The sequence below is a fragment of the Candidatus Electrothrix sp. genome (assembly GCF_052785085.1).
The window spans coordinates 45,254-64,224 of sequence record NZ_JALAAI010000007.1 but is presented as its reverse complement, the minus strand read 5'-3'; the positions used below and the strand labels follow the sequence as shown (position 1 = coordinate 64,224).

Here is an 18,971-nt window from a genome sequence, read left to right as displayed (position 1 = left end):
CTTCAAGAGAAATTCAGGATTAAGGTTATAACAAACCAAATCAAGCATTCAATGAATCTGAAGATTGAAAAACTTCAGCGAGCCGCATGAAATGCACCTATTCAGAGGGAAAGGTGTCGTTTTTGAGTATCAAGGCTGTGACACCTTGGGAATTTCTCACATCAAGGGGATTGTTATGAGCACTGTAAGTTTAAGACTTCCTCAGTTTCTTCATAAGGAAGTAAAAAATATTGCAAAAGAAGAAGGAATTTCTGTCAATCAGTTTATTGCCACAGCACTTGCGGAAAAGATGTCCGCCCTGAGAACACAGGAGTATCTGGAGCAGCGGGCGGCACGGGGATCTCGTGATAAGTTCGACAATGCGCTAAGCAAAATCGGCAGCAATCATCCGTTGGATGAGAACGATATTGTCATAACGGATTAATGATATTCAATCCCGCTCATCAATCAACTGGCCCTGGGTGGAAACAACTGCCTGTCGAACCGGAACCTCAGCCTTGGCATCTGTATAGGCCTTTTTAACAATCTGGAGCATAGAGGAACAACACGGCACCTCCATAATCAAAATGGTCACAGAGTTGAGCTTACGGGTTTTGAATAACTCGGTAAACCTTTCTACATACATCTGCTGATCATCAAATTTGGGACAGCCCATCATCACCACCCTCCCCTGCAAAAAATCCGTTTGCAAACCAGCATAAGCAACAGCAGTACAATCCGCTGCAATCAGGAGATCAGCATTCTCTAAAAATGGTGCTGTAGGGGGAATCAAACGAATCTGAACTGGCCAGTGGGAGAGCTGAGACAAGGCCGAACAATCCTGAGAACCAGGCTCATTAGCTGCCTGACAGGCTGAAGATTGCGGGAAACTCTTGAGCTGCGCAGACGGGCATCCTCTGCCAGCCGATGCAACTGCCTCCTGCTGCTTATTCTGTTCAGCAAGAAATTCTTCCACTGCTTCTTCGTCAAATTCATCTGCTTCCCGTTCAATAATGCGTAAGGCACCGGTAGGGCAGGCACCAAGACAGGCCCCAAGACCATCGCAGAGTTTATCCTCAACGAGACGGGCCTTGCCGTCAACGATCTGCAAAGAACCTTCTGCGCAGTCAGGTACACATTCACCGCAACCTGTACAGAGTTCATCGTCTATTTCTATAATTTTTCTCACTTGTTTCATGGCATGGCCTCTCGGTCTGTGTAGGAGCGGAACCCCTGTGTTCGCTCTTGTATGCTGGGCAGGCACAGGGACCTGCCCCTACTGCACCTTGCAGACACATTACGCTTTGACGTATTTCTTCAGTACCTTTGTTCCCTGTGTAGCCCCGGACTTGGTGAGAAATATCTTCAAAAGCCGGTCAAACTGTTCCTGGATTGGGGGGGCATCCTGATACTGCTCAAGTTTGTTCACAATCAGATCTGCATCGTACAATACCTTAAAATTGACCTTCTCCTCATTACGGGGCGAGTGGTGATGCCCGATAATATCGCAAACCTCGTCAATCAGCTCTGGTTTCGCCTTAAGCTTCGTGAGAATTTCACGGGCAACCGGTGGCCCCTCACTATGTTGATAGCGTGCTGCTGAAGAGTCAAATTTCCGTTCTGCTTCCCGGATTCCAATATCATGCAGATAAGCAGCAGCCATGATGACCATCATATCACCGCCCTCTTCTCCCTTGGCAATGGCCTCAGCCTGTTCTGCAACCGTCTCAGCATGGCGAATTCGCCGGGTATCCTCACCGAAATATTTGCGCATGGCTTGGGCGATCCGGTCTTTCAACAACTCCCCCTGTGCCTCGACCAATTCCGGGGGCAGAGAGCCGAGACATTGCTCGGCATGGGCACAGTACGAAGCACAGCCAAAATCAATCTTGGGATTCAGCATTCTGTGGCCGCAGTTCCGGCAGGTCTGCTGACTATCATCCTTAAAAAACTCTACCCCCTGACCACATTTAGGGCAGTTGCTCTCAAATACATCCTCTCCGCTCCAATACCGGCTGTCTTGTCCTGGACATTGCATGGTGTTCTCCCTTTCCCGTTCTGTAGGGCACGACACGCCGTGCCCCTAGGGATCGTTATCCTAAAATTGTCTGCAAATCCTCTTCCGGTGTTGCTGCAACCGGCTTGATATCAAAGGTCGCAACCAGAAAATCAAGGATCGCCGGGCTGATAAAGGCAGGCAAGGAAGGTCCAAGGCGGATGTCCTTAATGCCCAGATAGAGCAAGGTGAGCAAAATAGCTGCTGCTTTCTGCTCATACCAGGAAATGATCATGGACAGGGGCAGCTCATTAACCTCGCACTCAAAGGCTCCAGCCAGGGCCACAGCAATCTGGATGGCGGAATAGGCATCATTACATTGACCAACATCCAGGAGACGCGGAATTCCCCCGATGTCGCCAAGATCCTTATCAAAGAAACGGAATTTACCACAGGCCAGAGTCAGGACCATGCAATCATCAGGCACCTGCTCAACAAATCGGGTAAAATAATCCCGTCCTGGTTTGGCACCATCGCACCCACCCACCAGAAAGAAATGACGGATATCCTTATTCTTCACCGCCTCAATAACCTTATCGGCAACCCCAAGCACGGCATTGCGGGCAAATCCCACCATCACAGAGCCGTTATCTGTCTCATCCTGCCAACCGTCCATAGCCAATGCCTTGTCGATCACCGGACTGAAGTCCTTGTCCGCGATATGGGTTACGCCGGGCCAACCAACCAGACCAGTGGTGAAGATACGATCCTTGTATTCATCCTTGGGCTTCTGGATACAGTTGGTGGTGAAAAGCACCGGCCCAGGAAAATTCGGAAATTCCTTATGCTGATTCTGCCAGGCTGTGCCAAAATGACCGTAAAAATGCTCGTGTTTTTTCAGTTCCGGATAGCCGTGACAGGGCAGCATCTCGCCGTGGGTATAGACATCAATGCCCCTACCTTCAGTTTGCTTGAGCAGCAATTCCAGGTCATGGAGGTCATGACCCGTGATCAGGATACATTTATTCTTGCGATGTCCCAGCGGCACTGAAGTAGGAACCGGGTCGCCATAAGTACCGGTATTGCCCGCATCCAACAGCTCCATTGCCCGCAAATTCATTTCTCCGGCCTTCATGGCCACAGGCACACAGTCAGGAATGGTCAAGCCCTCTGCCAACAGGGCAGACAGGGCCTCATACATAAAGCCAGCAATGGCCGGATCGTTCTGACCAAGAATAGAGGCATGGTCAGTATAGGCGGCAATCCCCTTCAGCCCATACAGCAGGGTCTGCTTCAGAGAACGAATGTTTTCATCAGCATCCAAATTGGGGATAAACTGAAGTTCAGCACCCTGCTCTGCCAGACCAGCCACAGAGTCTGCCGGAGTAAAGGTCGCTGCCGGATGATCAAAATCCACTGTTCCGCCTGCCTCGGCAACCCGTCCTTTCAGGGATTCTCGTAACTCAACAGTCTTGTTAATCAAACCAACAAAACGTTCCGAATCAAAATTCACATTAGTCAGCGTGGAAAAAATAGCCTCCATGGTGAAGCGATCAACAGCCTCATCAATAATTCCCTTTTGCCGTGCTTCATGGGCAAATAAAGATATCCCGCAAAGAGCGTAGATCAAGACATCTTCAATATCTGCAACATCTTCTTTTTTACCGCACACACCTACGGTGGTGCAGGCGATTCCTTTTGCTGTCTGTTCGCATTGATTGCAATACATAGTCATCTCCCTGATAAAGGTTATCCAGCATTTATAGCTTTACACATAACATATTCTTGATTATGAGCAAAGTATACGGTAAACAGCTCTTGCATACATTGATCTGCGTCAAAAAAAAGAAAATATAAAGAATCCACCCCCAGAGGGGGTGGTTTTCTATGGCGAAATAAAAAAAGAGACCACTGTGCTCAATAAAAAAAGAGACCACTGTGCTCAATAAAAAACAACTCCTTGCTGAATCAATCCTTTTCAAAGGACTTTCCCCATCCCTTCTTGACCAAATTGCTGAGCTGGCATCAGCAAAAAAATTCCACCAGGGTGAGTCAATTTTTTTTGAAGGAGATAAGGCAACCGGGTTTTATATGGTCGGGCAAGGCAGGGTAAAAATTTATAAAATGTCACTGGACGGCAAAGAACAGATTCTTCACATCTTTGGCCCTGGCGAACCCTTTGGCGAAGTCCCGGTTTTTCATGGTACCCCATTTCCAGCCAATGCCATCAGCATTGAACCTTCAACCATGCTTTTTTTTCCCAGGCAAGGCTTCATTGACCTGATCAATAGCACCCCATCTTTGGCCCTTTCCATGCTGGCGGTCCTCTCCATGCGCTTGCGCCGCTTCGCCGCCCAGATAGAAAGCCTGTCCTTAAAAGAGGTACCAGCCCGCTTAGCTGCCCATCTGATTTATCTGACTGAGGAACAAAAAAACACCACACAAGTAACACTTGATATCCCCAAAGGACAACTCGCAAGCCTGTTAGGAACCAGTCCTGAGACGCTGTCCAGGATTTTTTCCAAAATGACAAAAGAAGGGCTGATCAGGGTCAAAGGCAAAAGGATTGAACTGTTGCAGTATGATACCTTATTGGAAAAATAGCTTGATGGTAACCTTTTTTTGACACCCTAGAGGCGAACCTATGTGTTCACCCTTCTTCACCGGGCAAACACGCAGGTCTGCTCCTACAATTCAGCACCTGAACACAACGAGCTTATTACTTATGATTTCTTAAGAACGTGCCCACTGCTTTCATTATTCTTCTCCGGAGTGACCCTGCTGTATAATTACTCACCTGCTGGCGGACCAAGATATCTTCCAGACGTACTGGTTTTCCGTAAAAAGCAGTGTTCAATGTACTCTGTGGAGCTATAACTGCTCCGGCAAGCGACACGCCACTGATAATTCCCATCATGGAACGGGCATAGGCGATAATATCAGCTGACCGTTGAGAGGTTCGAGTGCCACGAGATCCTGCTGCCACAACAATATTCGAGTTAATCCTGAATTGAGGCCTTAGCATAGCCTGCATTCCTCGCTCTGTCATGACGAGAAGGATAATCTCTGAGGCATCAGCACCGATTTGCAATCCTGTTGATACCGAATCAATAGTGTAGAATCCAGGATAGCTCCATTTTCCAGAGACAGGATCACGGGCAAGCAAAACACCTGTCCCACCGGATTGCCCTATCAGGAAGGTTCCTCTGAGCATCTGGGGAACAATAAAGATACTGCGTGCTTTTGCAATATGCTTTGGGAGCCATTTCACATTAGGATCCTGCAAAAAATCGTAGAGAACCGCATCGCTTTGCGCAACCAACTCTCTGGCATCAAGCAGTTCTTGTGAACGGAGACTATTTTTTGAAAATCCCCAGGACGGAGAGGGCGAGAACAAAAGACAGCAAAAAAAAAGGCCAACGACTTGTTGTAAGCCCATATCTTTCAGAAGAGGAAATGACCGGTATTGATTGAATGACCGGTCATATTTGTCTGATTCAAACCTATGCAGCTTAATCAGCCTCAAAGAAATACTCTTTTTCGGCCTGACATTTAGGACAAACCCAGTCATCAGGCAGGTCTTCAAAAGCAGTTCCTTCTGCAATATTGTTATCAGGATCTCCTTCTTCAGGATCATATATATAACCACAAGGACACTCGTATTTCTGCATTACCTCTTCCTCCTGTTCAAATAATTCTATACAATAAAAAACGCTTTCCAAATTCGTTAAGGGCGAAGACAAGAATTCGCCCCTACAGGGCATCCAACATTATGAACAAAAAAGAGTATAATGAATCTGGCAGTATTGCGCAAGAAAAAGCCAACGTTCCCTCTGACCAGAACAGCGTTTCCGCACTTGGTTAGATCGGCATTTTCTCCGAATTTACTTCTTTTCTTCTTGACAAAACCAGTGATCATAGAGTTTATTTATGAACTTTTGAATTTTGAAATAATCTGATAATCATTTATCATTGCTCATATACGGAGGAAGGAATATGTATGCCATAGTACGTACCGGCGGGAAGCAGTATCAGGTCGCAGCTGGTGATACTTTACGGGTAGAAAAATTGCAAGGCCAAGTCGGTGATACCGTAGAACTTTCTGATGTCTTGCTGGTTGCAGACGGTGAAAATATCCGGGTTGGATCGCCTGCGGTTGAAGGTGCCAAGGTCGTTGCAAAAATCGTTGATCAGGGCAAAGCCAAAAAAGTGCTTGTCTTTAAAAAGAAACGACGGCAAGGATATCGCGTACTTCGTGGTCATCGTCAGCTCTTCACTGCTCTGAGTATTGAAGAGATCATGTAATTTTCTACTTTTCATGTTTTGTTATCCTACCCCGGAGGGGCGGGATGGAAGTTTATTTTCATCTGGAGAGAACTCATGTCACATAAAAAGGCAGGTGGTAGTTCAAGAAACGGTCGCGACAGTGCAGGACAGCGACGCGGAGTAAAACGCTTTGGCGGACAGAGCGTAACAGCAGGCAGCATTATTGTTCGTCAGCTTGGTACCAAAATCCATCCTGGAAGCAATGTAGGATGCGGACGTGACTACACCCTGTTTGCCAAGGTAGACGGAGTGGTCAAATTTGAAGACTTTGGCAAAAATCGCAAGCGAGTGTCTGTTTATCCTGAGGCATAATGCCCAGACAAAAAAACAGGACAAGGATAGCTGACCTTGCTTCAGCATACGACGAAGTTACTCGACATCATTTTTGTGGTGTCGAGTTTTTTTTTGCTCGGTAGGGGCACGGCGCGCCGTGCCCCTACGGCCCTCGGAACATCAATGACCCCGTAGAGGAGGGCGACCACCGGTCGCCCCTACGGCATTCGAAAGAACGGGTAGAATATTTATTATCCCTCCCCAAGGGGAAGGATGAAAATCTATACGACAAGAGAACATAATGGGTTTTGTTGACGAAGTAAAATTCTTCGTAAAAGCTGGTGACGGTGGTAATGGCTGCGTTAGTTTCCGGCGGGAAAAATTTGTACCCAAAGGCGGCCCCAACGGTGGCGATGGCGGGCGAGGCGGCTCTATCTTTATTGAGGCTGATTCCCGCAAACATTCATTAATAGATTTCCGCTATCGTTCCCATTTTAAGGCAGAACGAGGCGGTAACGGCCAAGGCAGCGACAAACACGGTCGCAGCGGCAAGGATACCATCATTTATGTTCCTCCAGGCTCTGTGGTTAAAGATGGAGAAACCAGCCAAACCCTTGCAGATCTCACCCAGGCTGGTCAACGTTTTATTGCAGCCCAGGGCGGTAAAGGCGGCTTTGGTAATGCCCGCTTTGCCACCTCAACAAACCGGGCCCCGCGCAAGGCCACGCCTGGCGTTCCTGGTGAAGAATTCTGGCTCAAAATCGAACTCAAACTGCTGGCAGATGTGGGACTGATCGGTCTGCCTAATGCAGGCAAATCCACCCTGCTCTCCAAACTATCTGCGGCCAATCCCAAGGTGGCACCCTACCCCTTTACCACTCTGACCCCCCAGTTAGGGGTTATGCACCTGAAGTTCATGGATCCTTGTATCATTGCCGATATTCCCGGCCTGATTAAAGGGGCCAGTGAAGGCGTCGGGCTGGGGCATCAATTTCTCCGTCATGTGGAACGAACCAGCATTCTCCTCCATGTTATTGACGCTGCAAGCGAGGATGAACAGCCTCTCCAGGATTACCAGGTGTTGGCAGCGGAACTTGCCGCCTATAATAATGAACTCCTGAATCGGACCCACTTGATAGGCCTGAATAAAATTGATTGCCTTGATAAGGACAGAATTGCAGAACTCCGGCTTCTTTTTCAGGAACAGGGCATTGAGGTGCTCACCTTTTCTGCAAAAGAAAACATTGGGCTGGATATACTCAAAGAGCTGCTTGCCGATCTTCTCGAAAAAAAGCGGGAGGCAGCCTCAAAAAGACAAGAGGAGAAGAACACATTATGACCTTTCAGGTTCCTCGGGATGATGGTCTCTATTACCGCCAAACCCTCTTTGACCAGGCCAGGATCGTGGTCCTTAAGGTAGGCAGTGCTGTCTTGACCACAGCAGACGGGCTGGATATTGATTTCATTGATACACTCTGTCATCATATCGCCTTTCTTCGTGCCAGTGGACGCGAGGTCATCCTGGTCAGTTCCGGTGCTGTGGCTGCCGGCAGAAAACGCCTTCAGGTCCATCACCAACCAGGAGAGGAACTCAAGGTCAAACAGGCCCTTGCTGCTGTGGGACAAGGACTCCTTATGCAGGCTTATGAGCAACGCTTTGCCCGCCATAGCAATCAGCAGGTGGCCCAGATCCTGCTCACTCATACGGACCTTTCCCAGCGCGATCGCTATCTCAATGTCCGCAACACCATCCTGACCCTGTTTGAATTCGGGGTGGTTCCCATTATCAATGAAAATGATACAGTTTCTGCCCTGGAACTGCGCTTTGGTGATAATGATACCCTTGGTGCTCTGATCTCCAATATGATTGGAGCAGATATGTACATCATGCTGACTGATGTGGATTGCCTGTACACAGCAAACCCGGCAACAGACCCCACAGCCAAGCCAATCTACACTGTAGCCGCTATTGACAGCAAGATTGAGATGATGGCGGGCAATACCAGTAGTGTCCTGGGAACCGGTGGCATGCAATCCAAAATCAAAGCAGCCAGGATGGTTGCCGCCTGTGGCAGCTCTTCCTTTATCGGACCTGGCCACAACAAAGATGTTCTCAAAGAACTTTTTTCCGGTGACATGGTGGGAACCTTTTTTCTCCCGGAACAGGAAAAAATAATCAAAGGAAAAAAACACTGGATAGCCCATGTGCTCCGGCCATCAGGAACCTTGTATCTGGATGCCGGGGCCTGCCGGGCCATTGTTGAACGCGGCAAGAGCCTGCTCCCTTCAGGAATCACCCGGGTTGAAGGCGATTTTGAGGTCGGTGATTCGGTGCAATGTCGTTGCCCTGGCGGACAAATGGTTGCTGCTGGTCTGACCAACTACACATCTGATGATCTGGATAAGATCCGAGGGAAAAAAAGCGCTGAAATAGAAAGTATTCTTGGATTTTACGATAGCGATGAAATTATTCATCGGGACAACCTGGTGCTCTTTGACAGAGAATTCGAACCGCTTCCCCAAAAGACATAATAATCTCCTTCCAGATTCCCAGGCTGGGAGAACAACATAGACAAATTACTTCTGACTACCGCTGACTTAAGGAAGCGCTGGACAATTCTATAGAAACCATTATTACTACCTACTTTTTCTCAAGGAGTAACTATGAGACTGCAATGGGATCCCCAAAAATACAATACAGGCTTTACTCACATCGACAAACAGCACCATGAAATGTTTGAGGGCGTCAACGGCCTCATACTCTTCCTCAAACAGTCCACACCAAAAGAGGACGAGAAAAACATAGAAAAAATCCTTGAAATGCTCAACTTCCTCGGTGAATATGCGCAACAGCATTTTCGGGATGAAGAAATAATTTTTGAAGAATATGACCATCCGATGAAGGATGTTAATAAAGAAGAGCATCGGCTATTCCTTGAAAAATACGTTCATTATCAAAAAAAACTGCAAGAAAAAATGGACCAGGGCCGTCTGACCCGAGGTGTACTCATTCAAATCCACATCTTTCTCCAGTCCTGGTTGGTAAAGCATATCCTCAAGGTTGATGTTTCTTTACGGGAATGTGCGGTACATATTAAGGAGGATGAATATGAAGAAGTGCTCCCTGAAGGTGTTTTTGCCCGTTTCCTTTCCTTTTTTAAGCGAGATACAACTGCTCAGGCAGCTTCGTGATACCCTCCCTCCTTTCCCAAAGAACCCTTTCGCAGGAACAGCAAACGATCTACCATGCATTTAAATTTAGAGAACGTAACTATTCAGAAGGCAACATCCAAACATCTCAAAGACATATCTATCCTTGCTCGGTCACCGAGCCTTTAACGAATACCCTCTGATCTCTCTGAACAACTCGGGTTCCTGGTATCAGAATTTCTGATTATAACGGATTCTATTGATACGGCAACGCGTTGTTTTCTCATGATTAATATTTGAAGCACCAGCTCATTTTTCGGCAACTGTGTCCTCAAAAACGTCTAAAACGGAATATCACCGGTATTATTTGCATCCATAACAGTTTGGTTTATATACGGAAAGTAAAATAAACAGAATCCGTTATAAACAGAAGAACCACCCTAAATGCGTACGACAATGTATGCAAAGGGCATACTGCCAGTGGTAATCTGCAAACCAACTGAACTCCGCTGTTGGTGTGCCTTGCACAAGACAACCAGGAGCATCTTGAAAACAACGGACTTCAAAGGCCAGGCCAGCAGGGTTAAAAAAAGCATGTTCGTGCTGGCCTTGCCTGCTTATTGCCTGATCCTGATTGGTGATCAGGGCTTGGCAGGTGCGACAGCGTATGGGATTTTTGCCTTTTTTCTTTGATCTGCTGGTTGTTGTACTGAGCAGATCGTTTTTCGGCTCTTTTTCAGAAAAGACTTGTCGGAGAAGAACCTCAGGTAGCTTCAGGGCGGTAATAGTCCACAATACTGGTCACCATATCGGGAATGGTATAATTGTCTGGCTGGATATCAACGGTCAGGCCATTTGTACGGGCAGTCTCTGCGGTAACAGGGCCTATGGCAGCAATTTTTACCCCGTCCAATAGTTGATGGAGTTTCTGGTCATTGTCAGCGTCAATCATGCTCAGAAAATTGGTCACTGTTGAAGAACTGGTAAAGGTGACCAATTCGATATTGCCGTCAGCCAGTTCTTCCCGCAGTTCATCCTTGCGTCCCTGGGGAGGAATGTTGCGATACACCGGAGCCACGGTTACGTTTGCACCTGCGTCTTCCAGCATCTCTGGCAGGGTCTCCATAGCCTTTTCAGCCCGTGGTAACAGGACATGTTTTCCTGAGATATTGCCGTTGACCAGGGACTCTGCTAAACCAGCCCCAGTAAATTTTTCCGGAATCAGATCAGCCCGAATACCGTGCTTGAGCAGCTCATCCGCTGTTGCCCGGCCCACCGCACCAATGCCGCAACCGGCCAGGATACGGCTATCTTGACCTGTCGCCTCCAGTCGTTTGAAAAAATAGGTGATCGCGTTCAGGCTGGTAAAGAGAACCCAGTCATAGCTGCTTATGTTCTGAACAGCATGATCCAGCAGGCTGTAGTCATCCACCGGTTCAATGTGGATAGTGGAGTATTCCAGGCAATCAGCTCCGTTTTCTTCCAGCAGGGAAACCAGCTCACTGGCTTGTTCACGGGTGCGGGTCACCACCATTCGTTTACCAAACAGAGGGCGTCGCTCAAACCAGTCAACGCTGTCGCGCAGGTTCACCACTTCACCGACAATAACCAGGGCAGGGGGGGTGATGCCCGTTTTCTGTACCACCTCGCTAATAGTTGACAGGGTGCCGACCACGGAACGCTGAATTGGGGTTGAGGCCCAGCGGACCACAGCTACTGGCGTTTCCGGGGCACGACCGTGCTCCATAAGTTTTGACGTAATAATAGGCAGGTTCTTGATCCCCATATAGACGACAATGGTGCCCGCACCAGTGGCCAGTTTATCCCAGGCCACAGTGGACTGCCGTTTACCAGTGGCTTCATGTCCTGTGATAAAGGCCACGGAAGTGGTGTACCCCCGATGGGTTATAGGAATACCAGCATAGGTGGCAGCAGCTGTTGCCGAGGTTACGCCGGGAACCACCTCAAAATCAACCCCTTGTTTTACCAGCTCCTGAATCTCTTCAGCGCCGCGTCCAAAGATAAAAGGGTCGCCACCCTTGAGACGAACCACTCGTTTGCCGGAAGCACCGTACTCGACCAGCATTTTGTTGATCCCTTCCTGGGTGTAGGCATGGAGCCCACCGCCTTTTTTACCGACATAAATCAGCTCGGCGGTGTCAGGTACATGGTTCAGCAGTTTTTTGTTGACCAGATAGTCGTAAAACACGACTTCTGCCCGCTGAAGGAGATATTTTCCCCGCAGGGTGAGCAGGCCCGGATCACCGGGACCGGCACCGACGAGGTATACTTTGCCTTGTATATTTTTTTTGCTCATGAGTTATTTACTTTTTGTTCAAATTTGAAACAGCAGACAAATTTTACGATCAGGGCGTCATCACGCCTCATAAACCTCATCCAGAATCGCCTTGCCGCCTCTGTCCAGCAGGATTTCAGCAAGAGTGATGCCGATTTTTTCTGCATCAGCTGTCGTGCCGCTGAGTTGCTCTCTGAGGATAGTCTTACCATCTAGCGAGGCGATCAGACCGGTGAGGGTGATGGTCTCCTTATCAATCGTGGCAAAGCCGCCGATAGGTACTTGGCAACCGCCTTCGAGGCGAAGGAGAAAGGCCCGTTCCGCAGCAATAGCGGTAGCGGTTTTCTGGTCATGCAGGAACTGCAAGCCTTCCAGCAACTCGTTGTCCGCAATTCGCAGCTCAATGCCCAGTGATCCCTGTCCGATGGCAGGCAGCATCTGCTCCGTGGTGAACAAGGTCGTAATTCGTTTTTGCATGCCAAGACGATTCAGACCAGCTCCTGCCAGAATAATGGCATCATATTCTCCTTCATCCAATTTCCGCAGTCGGGTGTCCAGATTACCACGGAGATCTCTGATTTCCAAATCGGGACGCAGGTAGCTCAACTGGGCCTTGCGTCGGAGACTGGAGGTGCCGATGACTGCTTCTTGGGGTAGGGCCTCAATATTTTTATAGCTCACAGAAACAAAGGCATCCTGAGGGACTTCCCGCCCCGGCACAATAGCGACGTGCAAACCCTCAGGTAACTCGGCAGGTACGTCCTTTATGGAATGCACGGCCAGATCCACGCGTCCATCCAGCAAGGCATCTTCAATCTCCTTGACAAACAGGCCTTTGCCGCCCACTTTAGCCAGGGGAACATCCAGGATTTTATCGCCCTTGGTGACAATTTTCACCAGTTCTACAGTGGTGTCGGGGTACTGCTTTTCGATCTGATTTTTTACCCAAGTTGATTGAGTCACAGCCAGGAGGCTGGCCCGGGTTCCGATGCGTATTTCCTTTCTCATATTTTTCCCAAGTTTAGCCAGTACATTTCACTGGTTATTTTTTTTATTTTCGCCGACCCAATGGATAAAATATTCCGTATCCCGTTTTCTTTTGTTATTGGGCGGATGTTTCGGCATTCCTACAACACAGCCGTTCAAGGCCCATTGTCCTGGGGGCAGGTTGAGAAGCTGCATAAAACCTTTGTGCTGAGTTAATCCGTTGGTGACCGAAAGTATCTGGATCCCGACTCCGTGCGCTGTTGCAGTCAGCCACATATTTTCCATAACATGGGCCAAGGTCTGACTTGCAAGCGGAGGAAAGCCTTTTTTTTCTGCTGCCACGATATAGAAGGCCCCCTCAGTAAGGCCGGGGATTCCCTGCGTAGCTGTGGTGCTGATCCGGTCAGCAAAGAATCCCATCTTTTTGCGGAGAAAGGGAAGGAATCGGACTGCCATGCCAATCCTGGAGGCTCCACTGCGGAGTTGGGCCTCAATGATCTGTCGGGCCTGATCCATCGCTTCTGTACCTTGGCGGAAGATAAAAATCCGGCGTCCTTCCTTCAAAGATATCCCGGCTCCGGCAGCAAAGGGGGCATAGATCGCAGATTCAACGATCTTTTGCAGTACCTCATCAGGAACCTGACCAGCAAAGCTCCGGCAGGAACGCCGGGAGCGGATAACCTTCTCAAGGGCGTCAATCCGGGTAATCTGTTGTGGATCAGTCATGACAGTCATTAATACGGAGGTTCCGCAGGGCCGCTGTAGCCACACCGTCCGGTTCTCGGTGAATTGAGGATGGGCATCAGGGCGTGATCCTGGTGCTCGTCCTTGGCATGTTTATCGCACAAGAGGGCAACTTCATCATCTTGCTCTGCGCAGTCCAGGCATAACCAGGCACCGGATTTGCCGCAGGTGCAGGTCGCCACTTCCGGCAGCTCGTTACGGGCCATTAAGTAGATCGGGTGCTCGGTCATGGGCGTGCCTTCGCGTTCGGAGACGACTTTGATTTGCGTTTCTGAAGACTCTCCAAAATCATAGATATGGGTCAGTATCAGGCCAGGGCGAAAGATGGACTGGACATTGGTATCCATTGCGATTTCTTCGCCTTTCCAGCCTCCAACGGAAAATTGGCTCAGGTGGCCGCAACATTCCAGCCAGATTGATCGCAAATAGCTGTCCAGATCCTTTAAGATTGCTGAACCGCATATCTCCAGGTGGAGCCAAAAGTCGTTCAGCCAAGCGTCTTGGACTTTGAGATGATAGATTTTCTGTTTTTTACCGGTTTTCTGGTCGTTTTCGCTTAAGGTATCTTTGCGTTTGGGGCAGGCGGATAGATGTTTCACCATGCCGTTTCCGGTCATCTTACGACCGCAGAAGGCGCATGCACCGCGAGTTTGTTTTGTTTGAGTCATGTTATTTTTTTATAAGGGATGTCCTTGTTAGCATGATCGGCCAGCTTTTTTATACGACCGTTATTGCCTTATAGATTTCGTTCAACGAGTTGAACTCTGTGAATGCCATAGATATTTCCGTATTTCTGTTCATTGTCCGCAGAACTTGATCTATTCCTTGCCGTTTTTGCTTTGCGTAATCCGTTTTTTCAGGTTGCGGATAAGTTGCCTGTGGCAAATCCGCTTCCGGCTTTGCAGTTTCCCGTTCATCCAGAACCTTGTCAGCTTCGGAAGCCGAAAATCTGCCCCATTTATCCAAAAGGGCGTCAAAAGAGGTTTTCTGTTCTGTTGCATCTTTCTTGAGAACCATATTAAACCTCATTTTTTCTGTTTATCCGGCCCGAATCCTGAGTACGGTCTCTTGTACGGCGGATGATAGGCTAAGATTATATCCTCTTTGGGAACGCCAAGTTCTGCTAATTCATCGGCAATGCCGGTTTCAGTGCCGTCGTACTGTATCCATATTCTACCGTCTTTTATATCTAGATGGGCAATACAGCCGTACATACGTTCCAGCTCGAACCAGCCTGTATGGACAAGCTGATAGTGGTCGCGTTCCGTATCAAAAATTTGCTGCACTTCGGCATCGCCGTATGATGAGGGAATGCTGTGGCGGGCGATTACCTCTTTGATATACTGCCGGTAACGGTCTATTTTTTCCATGCTGTCACAGCCTCCTTTACAGGGTCGTAAATTATCAATTTCAGATTGTAATCCGCAATACACTCCGAAATAAACGGGAGGGTGAAAAATGAGTTGAACGTCTCTTTCGGAACAGCCAGATATAACAGACGATCCGGCTCACTTTTTCCAAGAGCCTTCCGGTAATTCATATACTGTCCCACTGCTGCATGAAACTCGGAAACAGCCGAGGGCCTGACAAAGCTCTTAATCTCTATCGCTATTTTTTCGTTACCTTTTTCCGCAGCAATTACTTTTTCGGCTCCCAAGTCAATCTTTACTTGTGCTTTGAATAGTTCATCTGATTGACATCAAAAGGTATTGTATCCCCTCCTGATATACTGATCGCAATCTTTAGTAGGGTTTGACGTGCGTCAAGGAGCATTTGGAGTATGTCGGTATGGAGGGTTAGGCTATGCTTTCCGTATGTTAAAATACCTTCTGTGAATATTTTTTTTTGATCGAATATCGTAAAAGCGTCAGGATGTATTTTATTTCTGACTTTTCCTAACGCACGATCTTCAATATGTTCAAATGCGTTGCGAATTTCTCGAAGTGACTGCACATTGCCTGTTATCGAATTTGGCAATTGTAGATTAATTGAAAAATTTCCAGAAAGTTGTTGAAGCATGTTAACTGCTCGGTTAAGAGCGATGCAGAGAAATTCGGATAGTCCAAGAACCGTAATTATCTGCTGGCACTGGTGCGGAAAAGATCCAGATATGTCCTTTGCTATAGATGTAATTTGACTATAAGCAAAGTATGCCGTATCAAGACGCTTAGAAGCGGCAACAAGAAAAAGGAAGAGATTCTGATCAACAGGTGCGCAAAATTTCAGCCATGTTTGGATAGTATATGTAACAGGTGCATATCCGTTTGAATCGACCTCTGCTATCCGATCTATATCGTAGATAGTAAATTTAAGATCACCCGGACGAAATTCAATCTTTTCCCCGGCACTCGGATTATAACTTATCGGAACACCAGAATCTTCTTCGCCAGGCATTAAGGTGCGTCCATAAACTGTCGTGCCATCACGACCGGCTGGTACAACACGTACAGCGACTACCCAATCATTTGCCCCAACTTCTGGGGTGATATTTATTGAGATGTATTTAATTTCAACTGTTGACATCTTGCCACCCATCACTTTTTTTCAGCACTGTGAGATGAATTTGCAACATTTTGTTATCATAGAATTAAAATTACAAAAAAACTGACTTATATCAAAGCTCCCCCAACCTGTCCACAACCGCCGCAGCCATCATCGCAGCCACCTCACTGGCCTCTGCTCCGCAGTCAGTCTCATCCGCCACGAAAGCCACACCATCCACAGCCCCAACCCTGTTTTGCCTGCCACAAAACCCACGTAAATCACCCCGATTCACACTTAAATTGCCCCGTTTTACGCTTAAATCGTCTTAATTCAAATTTAAATCAGAGCAATTTAAGTTTAAATCATCTTGATTCACACTTAAATCACCCCGATTTACACTTGAATCGTCTCAATTTCAATTTGAATCAGGGTGATTTCAATTGAAATCGTCTTGATTCAAGCGGCAGATTGCGCGTTGCAAGCGGCAGAAGATTCAATTAACACGCCATGCTATTCAGTCATAGCCAGCTTATCCACAATCGCCGCCGTCCGCAGCGGAATCTCAATCCTGCTTCATCCCAGCTTCCCAAAGCGTCACCCTGAACGAGGCATGATCCACATCAAAAACAGGCGGGCGCAGGCCGCGTTCCTGGTAATAGTTGACCACCTTCTGCAATCCGCGTCCCACCCGGTCTGCCATTTTGTAATCTTTGAGCATCTGTGAAATAATCGGATTACGGTAATAGGAAATGCCGGATAATGCACGGGTTAAGTTTAATGTGTTCGGCAAGCTGCCCGGAGAAAACACCTCCATGCGGTCGGTAAAGATGTTGAGGCGTATTCTCTGTCCGAAAATCGACCAGTCGCGGTGCATAAAGGCATTGACGATCAGCTCCCGAACGATGCCTGTATCATAGGTCGGAAGTTCTTTCCTGTGCCCGGTCGCCGGATCAAAGGCAAGCTGGACACGGCTGTGTCGCTTGACGAATCCGATGGCGTATTCAATACACTCGACAATGCTGCAATCTTCAGCCTGATAGTCTGTAATCTCGCTGCCAGTGTCCGGTCCGGCGAAACAGTTGCACTCTATGCCGCTTTGGGGAAGAAAACGCGAAGGAGTTCTGGTAAAGAAGAGGGCACCAAGTACGCTCACACGATTTTCCTCATCAATGCAGTGCAGGTTGTACAGGAGCCGGTCCAGTTCTGTCTCGTCGTAGTCTATCCCCCGATAGGTTTCCACATAATCACGAAAACGCAGTATGTCGAACTGGTTGCGTTGATAGGGAAAGACCGGGGAGACCTCAAAATGGAGCTGCTCGCCGTCCTGAAATAAACGTACAAGCTCCTCGTTACTCGGTTCGATAGAGACCGAGCCAGCCCGAATGTAGAACTTATTTGTTTTTTTTACCTTATACGGTTTATATCGGCCTCTGTCTATATGAATGCAGAGTATTCGTTTGTCCTCAATCAGTAATGTTTCTATATCAGGGATGATTGAGGGAAGAATATTGTTTCTGCATATATTAACAATGCGTTCTTCGATTTTTCGGTCAACGCCTTCAAGCTCTCCATTATCGCGCACACCGATATAGATTCTTCCGCCTTTCATATTGGCAAAGGCCACGATTTCCTTTGCTAAGGAATCATTATGAAAGTCGCATGCTTTAAACTCAACGCGCGAACTTTCGCCTGCTCTTACCAATCTCTTAAATTCGTTGAGCTGCATTGGATACTCTCTGCTGAACAAATTATTTTCTGGAATAATCCCTCACTCTATCAAGTATCCCCCAGCCTGTCCACAATTGCCGCAGCCAGCAGCGGAATCATTAGCTCATGATGTCCGGTGAAATTGAATCCCTTGCCGCCTTCCAGGGTAGGGCGATGCACCACATTGGTGGCAGGTCGATAGGCCCGGATAAAATCAAAATTCGCCGTGGTGAACCGCTTCACCTCATGGCCCAGATTTCGGACCACAGTAAGGGCCTTGAGAAAGACCTCCGGCAGCAGCACCGCTGAGCCAACATTCATATAAACCCCGCCTTCCAGCTCACTGACCAAGCTACAGAAGACCCGGAAATCATGATGGCTACACTGACCAATGGCTGCCCCATCAGCATCAGGATGGATATGGATGATATCTGTGCCCACGGCCACATGCACGGTCACAGGGATGTTCAGCCGTCGGGCCTGGGCCAGAAGGCTCTGCTCGTTAAAGGGAAAGTCTTCCCGGAGCAGGGTGTTGCCAACAGCCTCACCTAAGCCGATGCCTTGTTCTGCCCCCTGATTTATGGCCCTGTTGAGCACCTCGCCGGTCTCTTTGGCTGCCCCGAAAGCCCCGGCCCCTAGCACATCAGCTACATCCTCGGAGGTGCGTCCCACCATAGCAATCTCTGTGTCGTGGATGATGCCTGCTCCGTTCAGAGCGATAGTCGAAATAATTCCTCGCTCCATCAGGTCAATGAGGATGGGATTCAGACCGACCTTGATGACGTGTGCGCCCATGCCCAGAAGGATTGGGCGATCATTATGAAAAGCGGTCATCATCCGATCAATAAACTCTGGAAAATCTACCCCGGCAAACTGCTTGGGCAGGCCATTGATCAGCTCAGCAACGGTCATGCCGGGATGAACCGGGCGGGCGAAATCCTCCACTGTTACCTTGGAGTGGCGGTCGTGGACGGAGTAGGTGTTGAGACCGGTGAAGTCAAGTGGTTCGATATTTCGTGCATTCATGGA

General features: G+C 48.2%; 24 protein-coding genes. 8 read left to right on the top strand and 16 right to left on the bottom strand.

Translation table 11 applies throughout. The features are described from left to right. Nucleotides 1–175: 175 nt before the first annotated feature. Nucleotides 176–424 (top strand): toxin-antitoxin system HicB family antitoxin, encoded by a 249-nt coding sequence (locus tag L2082_RS02440; protein ID WP_446011413.1) that lies wholly within the window; start codon nt 176–178, stop codon nt 422–424. Between the two features lie 6 nt (nt 425–430). On the opposite strand, the gene L2082_RS02435 is transcribed toward L2082_RS02440, so the two are convergent. The 3 genes from L2082_RS02435 to hcp all read right to left on the bottom strand — a co-directional run bounded on the left by L2082_RS02435 (nt 431) and on the right by hcp (nt 3,704). After that, nucleotides 431–1,177 (bottom strand): ATP-binding protein, encoded by a 747-nt coding sequence (locus L2082_RS02435; protein WP_446007781.1) that lies wholly within the window; start codon nt 1,175–1,177, stop codon nt 431–433. Nucleotides 1,178–1,276: 99 nt separating this feature from the next. Continuing rightward, a complete protein-coding gene (locus L2082_RS02430) occupies nt 1,277–2,017 on the bottom strand; it encodes an HD domain-containing protein (protein WP_446007780.1) in 741 nt (246 codons plus the stop codon). Between the two features lie 55 nt (nt 2,018–2,072). After that, complete coding sequence (hcp, locus tag L2082_RS02425) at nt 2,073–3,704, bottom strand: hydroxylamine reductase (protein ID WP_446007779.1); 1,632 nt, start codon at nt 3,702–3,704, stop codon at nt 2,073–2,075. A gap of 209 nt (nt 3,705–3,913) precedes the next feature. On the opposite strand from hcp, the gene L2082_RS02420 reads away from it, so the two are divergent. Beyond that, complete coding sequence (locus L2082_RS02420; RefSeq protein ID WP_446007778.1) at nt 3,914–4,579, top strand: Crp/Fnr family transcriptional regulator; 666 nt, start codon at nt 3,914–3,916, stop codon at nt 4,577–4,579. Between the two features lie 115 nt (nt 4,580–4,694). Here the strand turns inward: L2082_RS02420 and L2082_RS02415 are convergent, their stop codons facing one another. Then, nucleotides 4,695–5,414, bottom strand: coding sequence for a lipid-binding SYLF domain-containing protein (locus tag L2082_RS02415; protein WP_446011412.1), 720 nt, complete (start codon nt 5,412–5,414; stop codon nt 4,695–4,697). A 73-nt stretch (nt 5,415–5,487) separates the two neighbouring features. Beyond that, entirely contained in the window at nt 5,488–5,646 is a 159-nt protein-coding gene (locus L2082_RS02410) for a rubredoxin (RefSeq protein WP_446007776.1), read from the bottom strand. A 325-nt stretch (nt 5,647–5,971) separates the two neighbouring features. Between L2082_RS02410 and rplU the strand changes: the two genes are divergently transcribed. From rplU to L2082_RS02380, 6 genes are all read left to right on the top strand, one after another. Then, a complete protein-coding gene (rplU, locus tag L2082_RS02405) occupies nt 5,972–6,280 on the top strand; it encodes a 50S ribosomal protein L21 (protein ID WP_446007775.1) in 309 nt (102 codons plus the stop codon). Between the two features lie 75 nt (nt 6,281–6,355). Beyond that, nucleotides 6,356–6,613 carry a 50S ribosomal protein L27 gene (gene rpmA / locus L2082_RS02400; RefSeq protein ID WP_446007774.1) on the top strand — a complete coding sequence of 86 codons (258 nt, stop codon included), beginning with the start codon at nt 6,356–6,358 and terminating at the stop codon, nt 6,611–6,613. Between the two features lie 262 nt (nt 6,614–6,875). Continuing rightward, the gene (obgE, locus tag L2082_RS02395; protein ID WP_446007773.1) at nt 6,876–7,913 is read left to right on the top strand and encodes a GTPase ObgE; all 1,038 of its coding nucleotides are present in this window, start codon (nt 6,876–6,878) and stop codon (nt 7,911–7,913) included. Beyond that, nucleotides 7,910–9,106, top strand: a complete 1,197-nt coding sequence (proB, locus tag L2082_RS02390; protein WP_446007772.1) for a glutamate 5-kinase — start codon at nt 7,910–7,912, stop codon at nt 9,104–9,106. The genes obgE and proB overlap by 4 nt, the downstream gene beginning before the upstream one ends. 132 nt (nt 9,107–9,238) lie before the next feature. After that, nucleotides 9,239–9,766: a bacteriohemerythrin gene (locus L2082_RS02385; RefSeq protein WP_446011411.1), complete on the top strand. Its 528-nt coding sequence runs from the start codon at nt 9,239–9,241 to the stop codon at nt 9,764–9,766. 504 nt (nt 9,767–10,270) lie between these two features. Then, on the top strand, nt 10,271–10,417 hold the full coding sequence (locus L2082_RS02380) for a hypothetical protein (protein ID WP_446007770.1): 147 nt from the start codon (nt 10,271–10,273) through the stop codon (nt 10,415–10,417). 70 nt (nt 10,418–10,487) lie between these two features. Here L2082_RS02380 and cobA read toward each other — a convergent pair whose 3' ends face one another. The 11 genes from cobA to L2082_RS02325 form a co-directional block, all read right to left on the bottom strand. Continuing rightward, nucleotides 10,488–12,041, bottom strand: a complete 1,554-nt coding sequence (cobA, locus tag L2082_RS02375; protein ID WP_446007769.1) for a uroporphyrinogen-III C-methyltransferase — start codon at nt 12,039–12,041, stop codon at nt 10,488–10,490. A 60-nt stretch (nt 12,042–12,101) separates the two neighbouring features. Next, nucleotides 12,102–13,028, bottom strand: a complete 927-nt coding sequence (gene hemC, locus L2082_RS02370) for a hydroxymethylbilane synthase (protein ID WP_446007768.1) — start codon at nt 13,026–13,028, stop codon at nt 12,102–12,104. A 27-nt stretch (nt 13,029–13,055) separates the two neighbouring features. Beyond that, nucleotides 13,056–13,742 carry a nitroreductase family protein gene (locus tag L2082_RS02365; RefSeq protein ID WP_446011410.1) on the bottom strand — a complete coding sequence of 229 codons (687 nt, stop codon included), beginning with the start codon at nt 13,740–13,742 and terminating at the stop codon, nt 13,056–13,058. After that, nucleotides 13,742–14,353 carry a hypothetical protein gene (locus L2082_RS02360; RefSeq protein ID WP_446007766.1) on the bottom strand — a complete coding sequence of 204 codons (612 nt, stop codon included), beginning with the start codon at nt 14,351–14,353 and terminating at the stop codon, nt 13,742–13,744. Before L2082_RS02360 ends, L2082_RS02365 begins: the two co-directional genes overlap by 1 nt. Nucleotides 14,354–14,468: 115 nt before the next feature. Next, the gene (locus L2082_RS02355; protein ID WP_446007765.1) at nt 14,469–14,768 is read right to left on the bottom strand and encodes a hypothetical protein; all 300 of its coding nucleotides are present in this window, start codon (nt 14,766–14,768) and stop codon (nt 14,469–14,471) included. Nucleotides 14,769–14,776: 8 nt separating this feature from the next. Further along, nucleotides 14,777–15,121: an element excision factor XisI family protein gene (locus L2082_RS02350; RefSeq protein ID WP_446007764.1), complete on the bottom strand. Its 345-nt coding sequence runs from the start codon at nt 15,119–15,121 to the stop codon at nt 14,777–14,779. Continuing rightward, nucleotides 15,109–15,408 carry an element excision factor XisH family protein gene (locus L2082_RS02345; RefSeq protein WP_446007763.1) on the bottom strand — a complete coding sequence of 100 codons (300 nt, stop codon included), beginning with the start codon at nt 15,406–15,408 and terminating at the stop codon, nt 15,109–15,111. The genes L2082_RS02350 and L2082_RS02345 overlap by 13 nt, the downstream gene beginning before the upstream one ends. Nucleotides 15,409–15,416: 8 nt before the next feature. Beyond that, nucleotides 15,417–16,274, bottom strand: a complete 858-nt coding sequence (locus tag L2082_RS02340) for a hypothetical protein (protein ID WP_446007762.1) — start codon at nt 16,272–16,274, stop codon at nt 15,417–15,419. Nucleotides 16,275–16,365: 91 nt separating this feature from the next. After that, nucleotides 16,366–16,527, bottom strand: a complete 162-nt coding sequence (locus L2082_RS02335; RefSeq protein ID WP_446007761.1) for a hypothetical protein — start codon at nt 16,525–16,527, stop codon at nt 16,366–16,368. 270 nt (nt 16,528–16,797) lie between these two features. Then, nucleotides 16,798–17,961 carry an RNA-binding domain-containing protein gene (locus L2082_RS02330; protein WP_446007760.1) on the bottom strand — a complete coding sequence of 388 codons (1,164 nt, stop codon included), beginning with the start codon at nt 17,959–17,961 and terminating at the stop codon, nt 16,798–16,800. Nucleotides 17,962–18,011: 50 nt separating this feature from the next. Beyond that, nucleotides 18,012–18,968 (bottom strand): hypothetical protein, encoded by a 957-nt coding sequence (locus tag L2082_RS02325; RefSeq protein WP_446007759.1) that lies wholly within the window; start codon nt 18,966–18,968, stop codon nt 18,012–18,014. Between the last annotated feature and the right edge of the window lie 3 nt (nt 18,969–18,971).